This is a genomic window from Bradyrhizobium sp. AUGA SZCCT0169 (genome assembly GCF_018130085.1).
Lineage (GTDB): Bacteria > Pseudomonadota > Alphaproteobacteria > Rhizobiales > Xanthobacteraceae > Bradyrhizobium.
In genome coordinates, this window is the sequence record NZ_JAFCMC010000041.1 from 12,312 (window position 1) to 26,721 (window position 14,410).

At 63.9% G+C, this 14,410-nt stretch carries 17 protein-coding genes and 1 pseudogene; 5 read left to right on the forward strand and 13 right to left on the reverse strand.

The features are described from left to right. The first annotated feature begins 35 nt into the window (after positions 1-35). Both cobT and JQ609_RS30035 read left to right on the forward strand, forming a co-directional pair. Positions 36-1,052 (forward strand): nicotinate-nucleotide--dimethylbenzimidazole phosphoribosyltransferase, encoded by a 1,017-nt coding sequence (gene cobT, locus JQ609_RS30030; protein ID WP_212276362.1) that lies wholly within the window; start codon positions 36-38, stop codon positions 1,050-1,052. Between the two features lie 179 nt (positions 1,053-1,231). Further along, complete coding sequence (locus JQ609_RS30035; protein WP_249119690.1) at positions 1,232-1,663, forward strand: hypothetical protein; 432 nt, start codon at positions 1,232-1,234, stop codon at positions 1,661-1,663. A 142-nt stretch (positions 1,664-1,805) separates the two neighbouring features. Here the strand turns inward: JQ609_RS30035 and JQ609_RS30040 are convergent, their stop codons facing one another. From JQ609_RS30040 to JQ609_RS30050, 3 genes and pseudogenes are all read right to left on the reverse strand, one after another. Next, on the reverse strand, positions 1,806-2,222 hold the full coding sequence (locus JQ609_RS30040) for a VOC family protein (RefSeq protein WP_212213130.1): 417 nt from the start codon (positions 2,220-2,222) through the stop codon (positions 1,806-1,808). 55 nt (positions 2,223-2,277) lie between these two features. Next, positions 2,278-2,814 (reverse strand): SRPBCC family protein, encoded by a 537-nt coding sequence (locus JQ609_RS30045; RefSeq protein WP_212213132.1) that lies wholly within the window; start codon positions 2,812-2,814, stop codon positions 2,278-2,280. A 24-nt stretch (positions 2,815-2,838) separates the two neighbouring features. Further along, positions 2,839-3,266 (reverse strand): annotated as a pseudogene (locus JQ609_RS30050) (DoxX family protein). Between the two features lie 653 nt (positions 3,267-3,919). Between JQ609_RS30050 and JQ609_RS30055 the strand changes: the two are divergent. Next, positions 3,920-4,345, forward strand: a complete 426-nt coding sequence (locus JQ609_RS30055) for a globin family protein (RefSeq protein WP_212213134.1) — start codon at positions 3,920-3,922, stop codon at positions 4,343-4,345. A 358-nt stretch (positions 4,346-4,703) separates the two neighbouring features. On the opposite strand, the gene JQ609_RS30060 is transcribed toward JQ609_RS30055, so the two are convergent. Together JQ609_RS30060 and JQ609_RS30065 are read right to left on the reverse strand one after the other, a co-directional pair. Continuing rightward, complete coding sequence (locus JQ609_RS30060) at positions 4,704-5,978, reverse strand: RNA polymerase sigma factor (RefSeq protein WP_212276363.1); 1,275 nt, start codon at positions 5,976-5,978, stop codon at positions 4,704-4,706. Beyond that, positions 5,975-6,343 carry a YciI family protein gene (locus JQ609_RS30065; protein ID WP_212213138.1) on the reverse strand — a complete coding sequence of 123 codons (369 nt, stop codon included), beginning with the start codon at positions 6,341-6,343 and terminating at the stop codon, positions 5,975-5,977. The genes JQ609_RS30060 and JQ609_RS30065 overlap by 4 nt, the downstream gene beginning before the upstream one ends. Positions 6,344-6,605: 262 nt before the next feature. Between JQ609_RS30065 and JQ609_RS30070 the strand changes: the two genes are divergently transcribed. Further along, on the forward strand, positions 6,606-7,571 hold the full coding sequence (locus JQ609_RS30070) for a glyoxylate/hydroxypyruvate reductase A (RefSeq protein WP_212276364.1): 966 nt from the start codon (positions 6,606-6,608) through the stop codon (positions 7,569-7,571). Positions 7,572-7,742: 171 nt separating this feature from the next. Here JQ609_RS30070 and JQ609_RS30075 read toward each other — a convergent pair whose 3' ends face one another. After that, entirely contained in the window at positions 7,743-8,450 is a 708-nt protein-coding gene (locus JQ609_RS30075) for a TetR/AcrR family transcriptional regulator (RefSeq protein WP_212276365.1), read from the reverse strand. Positions 8,451-8,570: 120 nt separating this feature from the next. Here JQ609_RS30075 and JQ609_RS30080 point away from each other — a divergent pair, with 120 nt between their 5' ends. Next, complete coding sequence (locus tag JQ609_RS30080) at positions 8,571-9,215, forward strand: glutathione S-transferase family protein (RefSeq protein WP_212276366.1); 645 nt, start codon at positions 8,571-8,573, stop codon at positions 9,213-9,215. Positions 9,216-9,363: 148 nt separating this feature from the next. On the opposite strand, the gene JQ609_RS30085 is transcribed toward JQ609_RS30080, so the two are convergent. The 7 genes from JQ609_RS30085 to JQ609_RS30115 all read right to left on the reverse strand — a co-directional run bounded on the left by JQ609_RS30085 (position 9,364) and on the right by JQ609_RS30115 (position 14,385). Beyond that, on the reverse strand, positions 9,364-9,939 hold the full coding sequence (locus tag JQ609_RS30085; protein ID WP_249128575.1) for a TetR/AcrR family transcriptional regulator: 576 nt from the start codon (positions 9,937-9,939) through the stop codon (positions 9,364-9,366). Positions 9,940-9,946: 7 nt separating this feature from the next. Beyond that, the gene (locus tag JQ609_RS30090) at positions 9,947-10,414 is read right to left on the reverse strand and encodes a nuclear transport factor 2 family protein (RefSeq protein WP_212276367.1); all 468 of its coding nucleotides are present in this window, start codon (positions 10,412-10,414) and stop codon (positions 9,947-9,949) included. Positions 10,415-10,485: 71 nt separating this feature from the next. Then, positions 10,486-10,935: a tol-pal system-associated acyl-CoA thioesterase gene (gene ybgC, locus JQ609_RS30095; RefSeq protein ID WP_212276368.1), complete on the reverse strand. Its 450-nt coding sequence runs from the start codon at positions 10,933-10,935 to the stop codon at positions 10,486-10,488. Between the two features lie 69 nt (positions 10,936-11,004). Then, on the reverse strand, positions 11,005-11,916 hold the full coding sequence (locus tag JQ609_RS30100; RefSeq protein ID WP_212276369.1) for a metallophosphoesterase: 912 nt from the start codon (positions 11,914-11,916) through the stop codon (positions 11,005-11,007). 91 nt (positions 11,917-12,007) lie between these two features. Next, entirely contained in the window at positions 12,008-12,877 is an 870-nt protein-coding gene (locus JQ609_RS30105) for a DUF6869 domain-containing protein (RefSeq protein WP_212276370.1), read from the reverse strand. Positions 12,878-12,981: 104 nt separating this feature from the next. Further along, on the reverse strand, positions 12,982-14,031 hold the full coding sequence (ruvB, locus tag JQ609_RS30110) for a Holliday junction branch migration DNA helicase RuvB (protein ID WP_212276371.1): 1,050 nt from the start codon (positions 14,029-14,031) through the stop codon (positions 12,982-12,984). A gap of 39 nt (positions 14,032-14,070) precedes the next feature. Then, entirely contained in the window at positions 14,071-14,385 is a 315-nt protein-coding gene (locus tag JQ609_RS30115; protein ID WP_212276372.1) for an NIPSNAP family protein, read from the reverse strand. Between the last annotated feature and the right edge of the window lie 25 nt (positions 14,386-14,410).

Sequence of the window (14,410 nt, forward strand, 5' to 3'; positions counted from 1 at the left end):
CATGATCGCGCGCAATCATGCACATAGGGAATCGCATGCAGTTCGACAGTCTAGACGAAATCCGCGCTTTCTGTCGCGACTTGCCCAAAGGCGACGTGCGGTTCGCGGAAGCCGCCGTGCGCCGTCAGCAGAACCTGACCAAGCCGCCGGGAAGCCTCGGCCGGCTCGAAGAGCTTGCGATCTGGCTGGCGCAATGGCAGGGCCGCGAATCGCCGCGGCTGGATCGCGTCACGATAACCGTGTTCGCCGGCAATCACGGCGTCGCCGCGCGCGGCGTCTCGGCCTATCCGCCTGAAGTCACCGCGCAGATGGTGGCGAATTTTGCCGCCGGGGGTGCCGCCATCAATCAGATCGCCAGGCTGGCCGGCGCCGATCTGCGCGTGGTGCCGATCGAGCTCGATCGGCCGACCCGCGACTTCACCATGGCCGCCGCGATGGATGCCGATGATTTCCTGAACGCGGTCGAGATCGGCTACCGCGCCGTGCCTGAAGATTGCGACCTGCTGGCGGTCGGCGAGATGGGCATCGCGAACACCACGTCTGCGGCGATGCTGTGCGCGGCGTTGATCGGCGGCCGCGCGGCGCGCTGGGCCGGCCGCGGCACCGGCGTCGATGATGAAGGGCTGGCGCGCAAGCGCGCGGCGATCGATGCGGCGCTGGACTATCACCGCGGCATTCTCCTGGATCCGCTGGCCGTGGCGGCGGCGCTCGGCGGCCGCGAGCTGGCTGGTATCGCCGGCGCCGTGCTGGCGGCGCGGCGGCACGGCATACCGGTGCTGCTCGACGGGTTCGTGGCGACATCGGCCGTGCTGCCGCTGGCGCATCTCGACGCGGGCGCGCTGGATCACTGCCGCGCCGGGCATGTCTCCGCCGAGTCAGGGCATCGCGATCTCTTGCGCGAACTCGGCCTGGCCCCGCTGCTCGATCTCGACATGCGGCTTGGCGAAGCCTCAGGCGCCGGTCTCGCAATCCTGCTGATGCGTGCGGCGCTGGCCTGCCACGCCGGGATGGCGACGTTCGCCGAGGCCGGGGTTTCCGGCGCGGATGATTAGAGCGTTTTCGAGCGAGCATGCCCTCGGCTTGATCCGGGGGTGGGTACCGGTTCGCGTCAAAAAAGAGAAGTTCGAGCCTCGATTCTGATGCAATCGGAACCGAGGCTCTAGCGAACCTTGCCGGCCGCGCCGAGGTTGACTGGTTCAACAGGTCCGGGACGAAGGAGCCGCACATGCGAATGGCGCTCATTAAGGCAATTGTTGTTGCGGCGGCGCTATGCGCGGCGGTTTCACCTGTTCGTGCCGAGGTGCGCATCCTCGCCAGCCCCGGCGGACAGGTCGGCCCGTTTCTCGACCTGTTCGAGCGCCTGCGCGCGTCCGGCGAGCGCGTCGTGATCGACGGGCCATGCCTGTCGGCCTGCACGCTGGTGCTGAGCACGGTACCGAACGAACGCATCTGCGTGACGCGCCGCGCGGTGCTCGGCTTCCACGGCGCGCGGTCGATCGACCGCCGCGGCCGGTTGTATGCCGAACCGGAAGCGTCGCAGGCGGTGCTGGAAGCCTATCCGGCGCCGGTCCGTAACTGGATCAGCCGCCGCGGCGGATTGACGTCGCGGATGTTGTTGCTGCGCGGGCGCGAACTCGCCGCGATTTACCCGTCGTGCAGGTGAAGGATCTGTAGGGTGGGTTAGGCGAAGCCGTAACCCACCGCCTTTGAGCGGGGAAAGTGGTGGGTTTCGCGGAGTTTATCATCGGGCGCGCATTCGCGCGACCCGGTGGCTCTACCCACCCTACGCAGCTACGCACCCACCGTCATGACTGCATATCTGCCGGGCAGTTGACCATCCAGGGCGTGCCGAACTTGTCGACGCACATGCCGAAACCATTGGAGAAAAAGGTCTTGGCAAACGGCATCTTCACGGTGCCGCCATCGGCCAGTGCATTGAAGCGGCGCTCGGCGTCGGCGGGATCATCGACCTGCAGCGCGACCGAAAAACCCTGCGGCTGATGGAAGTCGCCGGGAAATGCGTCGGAGGCCATCACCACCTCGCCATCGACCGTGAAACTGGCGTGCATGATCTTCTTCTTCCATTCCGCAGGGATCGGCATGTCGGCCGGCCCGCCTTCATAGAGCATCATCGCGTCAATCTTGGCGCCGAGCACTTTCTCATAATACTTCAGTGCTTCTTCGCAATTTCCGTTGAAGAACAGATAGGGATTGACCTGCATGGTTGGCTCCTTGGGTGGACAGATTTGACGTGAACGCATTCGCGGTGACCGTGCGCTACTTCTCGGTGAGCTTCTTCAGATTGGCAAGACCAGTCTCGAAATCCCTGCCGATCATGCGGTCCAGGTTCATGAACACCTGCATCACCTTGGACAGGAACACGGCGGGGCCGGTCATCGTCCAGGTCAGACGGGTAGCATCGCCCTGCGGCAGCATTGTGAATTCGGCGGTGTTGTGACCTTCGAACGGCTTGAAGAAATCGAGCTTGATGAGGATCCTCGAGGGCACTGACGTTTCGAGGATTTCCATGCGGCCGGACCCGACATTCTTGTTGCCGTCCCAGGCATAGACCGCGCCCTTGCCGCTGTCGGCGCCGCCATAGGTGCGCTTCAGCGCAGGATCCCTGTCCTCGTAGGGCGACCAGCTGCGCCATTGGCGAAAATCGTTGATCAGCGGAAATATCCGGTCCGCCGGCGCCTTGATGCTGATGGCGCGCTGGACCTGGAACGTATCCGGCTTGGTCGCGGCCAGAACCAGCACGGCGGCGATGGCAATCGCCAGTATGACGGCGATGATGGCAATGATGTCGAGCATGTCAGGCTCCGTACGGGCTGGTCATTATGATGGAAGTCGGCGGCGGAAAGGAATGAAATTGCGCAAGGCCGGATCGCGCAGCCACAGCCCGCCCCATACCATCAGGCCGAGATAAAGCCCGAACAGCGTGTGGGTGAACAGCGGGCTGTCGATCCGGACATGGGATGCCATCGCGCCGCCGAGGTAACCGGTCAACAGGATGGCGCCGAGGATCGAGGTCGGCGGCACCGAATACAGCACCGTGCAGACGATGGTGATGATGCCCAGGCTGCGCGCCAGCGTTTCGCTCGAACCATAACCCATCTTGTCCATCGTTTCCGTGACGACCGGCCACGGTGCACCAGCTTGATGGCGCCGTCGAACAGCAGGAACACGATGACCAGGCCGGAGAGAGCACGGCCGGTCCAGCGGGCGGTTTTGGCGACCGGCGCGGTTTCGGCAATCGCAGACATGGTGGACATGGCTTTCTCCTGTCATTTGCACAATTCCAGGACGAACGAGCCTGACGCAAACAGACAGGACGGCCGAACTTTTTTCAGAGGCCGCCGCACCCCACGCCACACAAGCGGTGGGAGGTGGGCCGCATGAATCGACAGAGCACGCCGCCAACACGGTCTCCGGCGAAGACATCTCTGATCGAGATGGCACACATCACCATGGTCGATTTCATGCGTGCGATCAGCGGCATGCGATCGAGATAACCGCGCGCCTGGCACGAACCTTTCATCGCGAAGGCGCGACTAACGGCTGTCAATCGAAACAGCCGCCCCCGGCAAAACCCATCCATTCTGGAGCACGACCAATGTCCTGCGAACAAAAGACGCTTGTCCAAACCAACCGGCCTGAGGACTCGATGTCCTACGCCATGATCGTCATCGGCGGCGGTGTCGGAAATCTTGCCGCAGGGATTTATTCTGCTGTTGCATACGCCCTGCGTCGCGTCCTGGCTCCGCAATCGCCGGTTCGGGAACGCCGTCTCCCGGCTGCGTACAGTCAGCGGGGCTAATTGGGGGCCGCAGCTGGCGCGGCCTTTCACAGCGAAGCGCGACCAATGCCAAATTCATTGAAGACCAATCATTTAAGTCATTCATTGCGGAGCACGACCATGACCCCCGACCAGAAGGCGCTTGTCAAAACTACCTGGGGCATGGTGGTCCCGATCGCCGATACCGCCGCGCAACTGTTCTACGGCAGGCTGTTCGAAATCGACCCGTCCACGCGCCCCATGTTTGAGAGCACCGACATGCCGGAGCAGCGCAAGAAGCTGATGCAGGCGCTGGCAACCGTGATCGGCGGTCTCGACAACCTCGCGCCGCTGATCCCGGTGCTGGAAACGCTCGGCAAGAAACACGTCGCTTACGGCGTCCTCGACAAGCATTACGACTCGGTCGGCGCCGCATTGCTGTGGACGCTCGAACAGGGCCTGCAAACCGCGTGGACACCGCCGGTGCAGGACGCCTGGATCGCGGCCTACACGGCCGTCGCCGGCGTGATGCGCAATGCGGCGAAGACGGTTCCGGACGCCGCATGACCGGCGCCGCCTGAAGCCCATTTGCGACAAGATTGATTCGGTGATGAGCGCGCCGTTTCCGGCGGCGCTTCAGCCCCGGCGGAAGCCGTCGTGAGGCGCTAATGGCGTGATGAGGTTATGTTGAATTGGTCTGGCGGCGGTCTCGCTGCACCTCTCCCGCTTGCGGGGTCGAGACGAGCGAAGCTCGCTCTTAGGTCGACGCGCGAAGCGCGGCGGGTGGGGGCTCTCTCCAATCGAAGAGTGCGAATCGCGGATAGACCCCCACCCCAGCCCTCTCCCGCAAGCGGGAGAGGGAGCGCGCTTCCTTCGCGGTTGCTATTTGACCTAACTTGATCAAGCTCTAGCTGAGGAAGCTAGGCTACTTCCCCGCCTTGGCGCCGCGCGGCTTGCTGTCGCGCATCAGGCGGTCGAGATGCATGCGGATATGGGCGGCCTCGGCCGAGGTATTGGCCAGTGCGATGGCGCGGTCGAAGGCGACACGGGCTTCCTCGTTGCGGCCGAGCTGCATCAGGAAGGCGCCGCGCACGCCGAAGTAATGAAAGTAATTCGACAGCCGCGCCGCCAGCGGCTCGATCATGTCAAGCGCGGCTTCGGGACCCTTCACCTTCGAAACAGCGACGGCGCGATTCAGCGTGACCACGGGCGATGGTTGCATGATCTCAAGCGCGCCGTACAGCAGATCGATCTGGGTCCAGTCGGTATCCTCAGGCTTTTCGGCGCGGGCATGCAGGGCGGATATCGCCGCCTGAATCTGATAGGGCCCGCTGCGGCGATGGCGCATCGCCTTGTCGATCAGCGCCAGCCCCTCGGCGATCATCTTGCTATTCCACAGCGTGCGATCCTGGTCGTCGAGCAGGATCACCGCGCCATCGGCATCGAACCGCGCCGCGGCGCGCGCGTGCTGCAGCAACAGCAGCGCGGTCAGCCCCATGATCTCGGGCTCACTCTGGAACAGCCGCAGCAACAGCCGCGCCAGCCGGATCGCTTCCTCGCACAGCGGGCTGCGGATCTCGGCGGTATCGCCGCTCGCCGAATAGCCCTCATTGAAGATCAGATAGATCATCGCGGCTACCGCAGCCAGCCGCTCGGTGCGCTCCACGGCCCCCGGTGTCTCGAACGGCACGTCGGCGTCAGCCACGCGCGCTTTTGCACGCGTGATGCGCTGCTCCATCGCGGCCTCCGAAACCAGGAAGGCGCGCGCGATCTGCTTGACGGAGAGGCCCGAGACGATGCGCAGCGCCAGCGCGATCTGCTGTGTCGCCGGCAAATCCGGATGGCAGCAGATGAACAGCAGCCGCAGAATGTCGTCGCGGTAATGCGAGCCGTCGAGCCGCTCGGCGAGTTGCTCCTCGGCATCGTCGGTATCCGAGATCGCGTGGTCGTCCTCGGGCAGCGGCTCCTGCTTGCGGCCCCGCCTGATGTCGTCGATCGCGACGTTGCGCCCGACCATGATCAGCCACGCCGCGGGGTCGCGCGGCGGGCCGTTCTGCGGCCAGCTTTTCAGCGCCCGCAGGCAGGCGTTCTGGAATGCTTCCTCGGCGGTGTCGAGGTTGCGGAAATAGCGCAGCAGCGCGCCGACCGCCTGGGGGCGCGCCGAGGTCAGCGCGTTATCGATCCAGGCGGTGTCGGTCATTTCGGTGCGCTCCCGGGTGTGAAATGGCCAACTGGGCGGATCTCATAGGCGCCGCCGGGATTGGCCTTGCCGAGATCGCGCGCGACGTCGAGCGCCGCGTCGAGATTCTCGCAATCGACGACATAGAAGCCGAGCAGTTGCTCCTTGGTTTCGGCATAGGGGCCGTCGATCACGACCGGCGGATCGTCCTTGCGCAAGGTGGTCGCCGCCGTGGTCGGCAGCAGCCGCGCCACCGGGCCGAGCCGGCCCTGCTTGGTGAGCTTGTCCTGCACGACCCGCAGTTTCGTCATGACCGCGGCGTCCTGTTCCTTGGTCCAGGAACCCGTTAAATCTTCGTCGTGGTAGCAAAGGATGGCGTACAGCATGCGACCGGCATCTCCGTTCTTTGTAATGACGAATGATTATGCCCGCTGCCGACAGGGGAGCGAAAGAAATTTTCGAGTGTTCCGTGCCCTGTCAGAGACCGACAATCGAAATGCCGGCAGGTGCATGACAGCCATGACCGCAGCCGGAATTACGATGATTTGGCCATTTGGTATCTCCCTTGCTTGATGAAAGGAGGTTAGAGGAATGTTCAATCCTCAGAAGGTACCGGTCACGCTGCGTGGCGATACGAAGGGAAAATCAATGAAAAAAGGGGCGCTTGCGCTGCTGGTGCGTGGCGGGACCGATAACTGGGCAGCGTCGCGGTGGATGAAGCGGTTTGGCGACGTCTGCCCGGATCGCCTCGTGGTGGAGATGCCGGATCCATCGTTCGACCCGGCCGAGGTCCATTACGCCGCGGTATGGAAGCCGAAGCCGGGGGACCTCGCCGCGTTCAAGAATCTGCGCGTCATCTTCAACCTCGGCGCCGGCGTCGATGCGCTGATGGCTGACACCTCGCTGCCCGACCTGCCGCTGGTGCGGGTCGCGGTAAGCGACCTTACCGAGCGGATGACCGAATATGTCGTGCTGCACGCGCTGATGCACCATCGGCAGGAGCTTTATCTGCGCGAGAGCCAGCGGGTGAAACGCTGGTCGCCGCAGCCGCAATGGGCGGCGGGCGCGATCACCGTCGGCATCATGGGGTTGGGGGCGCTGGGCGCCCATACCGTCGGGGTCCTCAAGCACGTCGGCTTCAAGGTCGTCGGCTGGAGCCGGAGCCCCAAGGAAATCGCCGGCGTCCCCTGCTTTCACGGCGAACAGCAATTGGAGGCCTTCCTGCGGCAGACCGACATTCTGGTCAGCCTGCTGCCGCTAACGACGGATACGCACGGTATCCTCAATCGCGCCGTGTTCGAAAAACTCAACCGCTCAAGCCCGATGGGCGCGCCGGTCCTGATCAATGCGGGCCGCGGCGCCTTGCAGAACGAAGCGGATATTTTGAGCTGCCTGGAAGACGGCACGCTCGGCGGCGCCTCGCTCGACGTCTACGTGACCGAACCGCTGCCCGCGGACAGCCCGTTCTGGAGCCATCCAAAGGTGGTGCTGACCCCCCACAACGCCGCCGACACCGATCCCGAAGAGATTTCGAAATACGTCGCGCAGCAGATCGAACGTTTCGAGGCCGGCGGCGCGCTGGAGAATGTGGTGGATCGCAAGCAGGGGTATTGAGTCCAATTTGAAGGACGATGTCGTCCCGCCTTGAGCACAGATGCGCAATTGCGCATCGGGGGACCCATAGCCACCGGCAGTCGTTGGTTTGCGCGCTGGTCGTTATCTTTCTTTTGCGACAATGCTGGCCGCGGCGTATGGGTCCCTGCGTTCGCAGGGACGACAGTGGAGCTACCCCCGCACCATCATATCGACCGCGCCGTTCACCAGCGCTTCCAGTTCCGCGCGCGGCACTTGCGCGCGAGCGCGGATTGCAATGGTGTGGATCGTCGCCGACGCGAGATTCGCCAGCACTTGCGGATCGGCGGAGGCGGACAATTCACCCCGTTCCTGGGCGATCCTGAACAGGCGGGCGAAGAAGCGGTCCATCTCGACGAGGCCGCTGACCACCAGGGCGCGGATGTCAGGGTCGAACACCGCTTCCGAGGTCGCGGTCATGACAGTGAAACAGCCGCGCGGGCCGTCCTCACCCGACAGATACATGTCGAGCGCGATGCCATAGATTCGAAGCAGCATCGGCCGCAGCGGCATGTCGGCCGCGAAGGCCTCGCCCATCCGCGCGCGGGCGCGGTTGCGGTAGCTCTCATAGGTCTTCTTGTAGAGTTCGCGCTTGTCGCCGAACGCGCCATAGAGGCTCGGCCGGTTCATGCCGGTGGCGGCGCTGAGATCATCGAGCGAGGTCGCGGCAAAGCCGTCCTTCCAGAACACATCGAGCGCGCGCGACAGCGCCACGTCAGGCTCATAGGCGCGCGGCCGGCCGCGGCGTTTTGGCGGGATGCCGCCGGCCGGGGGTTGCGGCCTCGCAGGCTCGGGCTTTGAAAGCTCAGCCTTCGCCTTGGCCCGGGCGCGCGGCGGCGGCGGATTCCTTTTTTGTACCATCTTGCAAATAATCCTTGACGCTTATTTATACGAAACGGTACATAAATCAAGCTCAGCCGTCGCGACCGTCTGAACCCGAGCGTGAAACCCCAAAAGTGAACCCCACAGGGAGATTCGACCATGGACCTTTATTTCTCGCCCCTCGCCTGCTCGATGGCAACCAGGATCGCGCTGTATGAGGCCGGCAGCCAGGCCAACTTCATCGAGGTCGACCCCAAGACGAAACGCGTGTTGAAGGACGATTCGGATTTCTACGCGGTCAATCCGCTCGGCCTCGTGCCCGTGGTGCGGACCGACGACGGCGTGACGCTGACCGAGAACGCCGCAATCCTGCAGCACGTCGCCGAGCGGTTGTCCGATTCCAATATCGGCGCCAGACCCGGCATTGAACGCTCGAAGCTGCAGCAATGGCTGTGCTTCATCGGCACCGAACTGCACAAGGGCCTGTTCACGCCGCTGCTCGGCAAGACCGTGCCGGCGGAGGTCAAGGCCTATACGCTGGAGCGGTATCTGTCGCGCCTCGACTACCTCAACAAATATCTCGAGGGGCGTGAATTCGTGCTCGATCATTTCAGCGTGGCGGATGCCTATCTCACCACCGTGCTGAACTGGAGCATCGCGACCCCGATGATCGACTTTTCGAAATATCCAGCCGTGATGGATTATCTCGAGCGGATGAAGAAGCGGCCGAGCGTGGCGAAAGCGCTGGCGGAAGAGTTCGACCTCTACAAGGCCGAGATCGCCCGGCACAAGGCGGCGGCGTAATTCAGTTGTCGCCCCGGCGAACGCCGGGGCCCGTACGCCGCGGCGTGCGTAATTTAGGCGGGTGTCTGCCGACTTTTTTCTACCGATAGATCACGCGGTATGGGTCCCGGCTCCAGGCCGGGACGACATCAATGGAAAGTGACGTACCTCATTTCGCCAGCAAACGCGCCTTCATATCCACCATCGCCTGCCCGAACACTTTTGTGTCGTCGAGCGCCCGCGCCAGCACCAGCGCGCCCTGAATGGTCAGCAGCGCATCGGCGGATCGCCGCCGCGCTACCCTTGCGCTGAAGCCGGCGCGCCGCAGTGTTTGTGCCAGCGCATCGTTCCAGCGGCTGAAATAATCCGCTACCTGCGAGCTGAAAATATCTCGCGATGCCCCGAGCGCGATGACGCCGACCAGGCAGGCGCGGTGGCCCGAACGGAAATAGCGGTCGACACAAGCGGTCATGTCGGAAATCGCCTGTGCGGGATCGTCGGAGTTGCGCAGGGCTGCGAAGATATTGACCTCGAACCAGTGGTCGATCTCGGCCAAGACTTCCGCCGCCATCTGCGCTTTGCCGTCGGGGAAGAAATGATAGAGGCTGCCCTTCCCCAGACCCGTGGCCTTGCCGATCAGCGCCAGCGTCGCGCCTTCATAGCCGTGGCTGCGGAACACCTCCGAGATCAGCGGCAACAGATCGGCGCGTTCGGAAACGGTTTTGGCTATAGTTCCCTTGGCCATGACTCCGCTAGAACGGGCTCTCGCTCAAGCCCGCGACATCCGCCGGACGCGGTCCGGGCGCGGCCCAATGAAAGCGCCGGTCTTTCTCGGCAATCTCGACATCGTTGATGCTGGCCTCGCGCCGGCGCATCAGGCCGTGCTCGTCGAACTCCCATTGCTCGTTGCCGTAGGAGCGGTGCCACTGCCCGGCACCGTCATGCCATTCATACTGGAAGCGCACCGCGATGCGGTTGGCGTCGAAGGCCCAGAGATCCTTGACCAGGCGGTATTCGTGCTCCTTCGCCCATTTGCGGGTGAGGAAGTCAACGATCGCGGCGCGGCCTTCGAAAAATTCGGCGCGGTTCCGCCAGCGGCTGTCCTCGGTATAGGCCAGCGAGACCCGCACGGGATCGCGCGAATTCCAGGCGTCCTCCGCCATGCGCGCTTTCTGGGCGGCGGTCTCTCGCGTGAACGGCGGCAAGGGCGGGCGCGACATCGGGTATCTCCGGCTTCTGAACGAGCCGGAGACTGTACCGATCGGTACAGAGTGTCAAGTATTCGGCGAAATCAATCCAGATCGGCCTTCAGCAGCTGCCGCAGCGATTTCGGGATCGGCTTCGCCCGCCCCTCGCAAATGAAGGCGACGCGCACCTTGGCCGTAACCAGAGCTTCCCCGCCGCGTCGCACTTCCTGCGCCAGCGTGATCGAGGCGCCCTTCACCGCGATCGGCCAGGTCACCACGTCGAGCAGATCGTCCATCCGCGCCGGCCGCAGGAAATCGATTTCCATCGAGCGGACTACGAAGGCAAAGCCCGGCGTCTCCGCCTGCGCCTGCTCGAACAGCGCATGCTGATCGGCACCCATCAGCCGCAGATGATTGGTGCGGCCGCGCTCCATGAAGCGCAGATAATTGGCGTGGTAGACGATGCCGGAGAAATCCGTGTCCTCGTAGTAGACGCGGACCTGCATGTGATGGCGGCCGTCGCGGACCGCGCCGTCGATGTGGGGTAACGTCAATTGCGGCCCTCGATCGCCTGGAAAGCCATCGTTTTGCGCAAAATCCGCCTGCCGCGCAAGCGCGACAGATTACGCCACGACCGCACCCTGCCCGCCCAGCGTCACCAGCACGATCTCGGGCGGCACGCCGATGCGGAACGGCATGATGCTGCAGCCGAGGCCACCGGAGACGACGATGTCGTGCTTCATGCGGATGTGGCCATAGGCGAGCCGCTGGCCGGACGGTGCAACTGGCGACCAGCCCAGCAAACGCACCTGACCGCCATGGGTATGACCGGAGAGCTGCAGTGACACCCGCGAGGGCACGCGCCTGGCGATGTCGGGCTCATGCGCCAGCAGAATAACCGGCGCGTCATCGCTGACTTTCGCCAGCGTGGCGCCGAGATCGTCGACGCCGACCCGCCGCACCGGCCTGAAACGGCGTGCCGGGAAATAGGCCAGTTGATCGCCAAGGCCCGCCAGCCAGAATGGCCGCCCGTCCTTGGTGAGGCGCTTGGCGTCGTTGTCGTAGACCGGAATACCTGACGCCTCCAGCGCGCGGCGGGCGAAGGTGTGCCCCTTGCCTTCGCGCTGCACTTCCTTGTCATCCCACCAATCATGATTGCCGAGAATGGCGTGCACGCCGAGCGGGGCCTTCAGCCCGGCCAGCACCGGCGCCCATTCATCGGCCGGGATGAAGCGCGTCACCTTGCGGTGCCCGGCCACGTAGTCGCCGAGCATGACGATGACGTCGGCCTTCAGTGCGTTGGTGCGCTCGACGATCCCCTGGATGCGGTCGAGCGACATCCAGGGATCGCAGGCGTGCAGGTCGGTGATGACGGCGATCTTGAGCTTGAAATCGGCGGGCCATTGCGGCGGCAGAAGGTTGTACCGCGTGACGCGAAGCTGCAGCGCGGGTTCGGAGAACCCGTAGGCCGTGGTCGTGACGCCGAGGGCGCCCAATCCACCAAAGAGTTTAAAGAAATGTCGGCGTGAAATCATGGCTGGTCAATCGTGATGCATCGCAAACATGGGCGGGTATTGAGCCGGAATTGGGGTGCGTTTGTGCAGATCGTCAGCAGTTGCATTAAGGTTACCACCTGTTCTCCCCGACCAGCGCGTCGAGCCGGGCCCTCAATTCGTCGGAGGCGCGGTAGTACCAGACGCCGCCCAAAAGATCTCGAAAACGGTCGCTGGCCTGCGCCTCGCGCTCGATGCGGTCGATGGTTTCCATGCTGATGACATCCTCGAGCGGACCGGCCGCGAGCAGCGACAGCAGCGCCGGATTGGTCTCGATCTCGAGGATCGCGACGATCAGATCGATCGCCCTGTCCGGATCCTCACCACGCAATTCGCTCTCATAATCCATCATGGCAAAGAAATTGTCATCGCGGTCGCGGTCGGATTTCGAATGTTGCTCGACCCAGGCGCGAGCCAGCTCCGGCAGCGTCATCGCTTCGCAATCGAGCGGCTGTTTTGGGGTCCGTCGCGCGATGTCGTCGGCCTTCCAGCCCTTGAGGTCGGCGATCGCCAGGATGCGTTGCTTCAACGGCTCGTTTGGACCGAGCAGTATTCCGCCGAGCAGCCAGCGCAGCCGGGCGTTATCCTTCGCCTCGGCCTCGATCCGATCGATCACGCTTTCGCCGTGAGCATACATCAGCGACATCATGAACTTCTCATTGAGCTGCATCACGGTCGGCTTGTCGGATTCACGGCGCAGCACTTCGAGCGCAAGATCGAGCGCGCGATCCGGTTTGCGGTGCGGCAGATGATCGAAATAGAGCCTGGCCGCCCAGGCGCCGGAGGTCTGGTCGCGCTTGCTGAGCCGCTGCAGCACAGCCCACAATGAGGCCAGCTCGTCGACAGGCATCGCGTTGAGGACGTTATCGGTATCGTCGGGCGTGCCCAGTTCCGGCGCTGCCGCGACAACGGCCAGCACCTTGGCGTCTTCGGTCGATTTCATCTGGCACTCCACGGCAAAAACAGCCGGTCCCGCACGATGCGCGCGCCGCCGGCTTGTTGATATTTTCTATTAGTGCGTGATTGGGCCGATCCGGTTCGAACGCGTTAGTCGTCGCTCTCGCCGCCGCCGAACAAGCCGAACTGCGCCGGATCGCGCGCGGGCTCGGCGAGGCCGAGATGTTTGAAAGCGTGCGAGGTCAACAGCCGGCCGCGCGGGGTGCGCTGCAGGTAGCCGCACTGGATCAGGAACGGCTCGATGATGTCCTCGATCGCATCGCGCGGCTCCGACAGCGCCGCCGCCATGGTCTCGACGCCGACCGGGCCGCCGCCATAGTTCAGCGCGATGGTCGAAAGATATCGCCGGTCCATCGCATCGAGGCCGGCGGCATCGACTTCCAGCGCGCTCAGCGCATGGTCGGCAATGGCGCGGTCGACAGAGGTGGCATCCGCGGCGGACGCAAAATCCCGCACCCGGCGCAGCAGCCGACCGGCGATGCGCGGCGTGCCGCGGGCGCGGCGCGCGATCTCGTTGGCGCCGTCCGGCGTCATCCCGATGTTGAGCACACGGGCGCCGCGGGTGACAATCTTCTCCAGCTCTTCCACGGTGTAGAAATTCAGCCGCACCGGAATGCCGAAGCGGTCGCGGAGCGGATTGGTGAGCAGGCCCGCACGCGTCGTGGCGCCGACCAGGGTGAATTTCGCCAGCTCGATTTTTACGGATCGCGCTGCCGGCCCCTCGCCGATGATGAGATCGAGCTGAAAATCCTCCATCGCAGGATAAAGCACCTCCTCGACCGCCGGACTGAGGCGATGGATTTCGTCGATGAACAGGACGTCGCGCTCTTCGAGATTGGTCAGGAGCGCGGCGAGGTCGCCGGCCTTGGCAATCACAGGTCCGGAGGTCGCGCGAAAGCCGACGCCGAGTTCACGCGCCACGATCTGCGCCAGCGTGGTCTTGCCGAGGCCGGGAGGCCCCACGAACAGCACGTGATCGAGCGCCTCGCCGCGCTTGCGCGCCGCCTCGATGAAGATCGAGAGATTCTTCCGCGCCTGCGCCTGGCCGACGAACTCCGCCAGCAATTGCGGGCGCAGCGCGGTATCGCCGACATCGTCGCTGCGGCGCTCGGGGGTGACGATGCGGGAGGGCGTGTTCATGCGGCTACTTGTATGTCTTTCTCACCTCTTCGCCCAGCTTTAGGCCGTTTTCGGAAACAATGGCCGGAAAAATGACCGTTCAAAGCGGATGAAGCAACGCGTCCGTTTTGCGAAGGCGACCGCCTTCTGGCAGTCGGGATCGGTGCCGGCATCCTTGCGGTACTGTTCGTAGGCCGCGAGGCTCGGAAAGCTGAACATCGCCAACGCCACGTCGCTCTCGCCTTCGGATGGCAGAAAGTAGCCGTGATGGACGCCACCGAACCGCGGCAGCAGTTCAAGCCACATCGCGCCGTACGCCTCGAAGTCGGCGAGCTTGTCCGGATCGAGCTGGTAACGCAGATAACAGGTAATCATTTTGTGATGCTCCAGCGCAGTTCGT

Coding starts and splice junctions, on each gene's coding strand:
- cobT (WP_212276362.1), top strand. CDS start 36: ATGCAGTTCGACAGTCTAGACGAAATCCGCGCTTTCTGTCGCGACTTG.
- JQ609_RS30035 (WP_249119690.1), top strand. CDS start 1,232: ATGGCGCTCATTAAGGCAATTGTTGTTGCGGCGGCGCTATGCGCGGCG.
- JQ609_RS30040 (WP_212213130.1), bottom strand. CDS start 2,222: ATGCAGGTCAATCCCTATCTGTTCTTCAACGGAAATTGCGAAGAAGCA.
- JQ609_RS30045 (WP_212213132.1), bottom strand. CDS start 2,814: ATGCTCGACATCATTGCCATCATCGCCGTCATACTGGCGATTGCCATC.
- JQ609_RS30055 (WP_212213134.1), top strand. CDS start 3,920: ATGACCCCCGACCAGAAGGCGCTTGTCAAAACTACCTGGGGCATGGTG.
- JQ609_RS30060 (WP_212276363.1), bottom strand. CDS start 5,978: ATGACCGACACCGCCTGGATCGATAACGCGCTGACCTCGGCGCGCCCC.
- JQ609_RS30065 (WP_212213138.1), bottom strand. CDS start 6,343: ATGCTGTACGCCATCCTTTGCTACCACGACGAAGATTTAACGGGTTCC.
- JQ609_RS30070 (WP_212276364.1), top strand. CDS start 6,606: ATGAAAAAAGGGGCGCTTGCGCTGCTGGTGCGTGGCGGGACCGATAAC.
- JQ609_RS30075 (WP_212276365.1), bottom strand. CDS start 8,450: ATGGTACAAAAAAGGAATCCGCCGCCGCCGCGCGCCCGGGCCAAGGCG.
- JQ609_RS30080 (WP_212276366.1), top strand. CDS start 8,571: ATGGACCTTTATTTCTCGCCCCTCGCCTGCTCGATGGCAACCAGGATC.
- JQ609_RS30085 (WP_249128575.1), bottom strand. CDS start 9,939: ATGGCCAAGGGAACTATAGCCAAAACCGTTTCCGAACGCGCCGATCTG.
- JQ609_RS30090 (WP_212276367.1), bottom strand. CDS start 10,414: ATGTCGCGCCCGCCCTTGCCGCCGTTCACGCGAGAGACCGCCGCCCAG.
- JQ609_RS30100 (WP_212276369.1), bottom strand. CDS start 11,916: ATGATTTCACGCCGACATTTCTTTAAACTCTTTGGTGGATTGGGCGCC.
- JQ609_RS30105 (WP_212276370.1), bottom strand. CDS start 12,877: ATGAAATCGACCGAAGACGCCAAGGTGCTGGCCGTTGTCGCGGCAGCG.
- ruvB (WP_212276371.1), bottom strand. CDS start 14,031: ATGAACACGCCCTCCCGCATCGTCACCCCCGAGCGCCGCAGCGACGAT.
- JQ609_RS30115 (WP_212276372.1), bottom strand. CDS start 14,385: ATGATTACCTGTTATCTGCGTTACCAGCTCGATCCGGACAAGCTCGCC.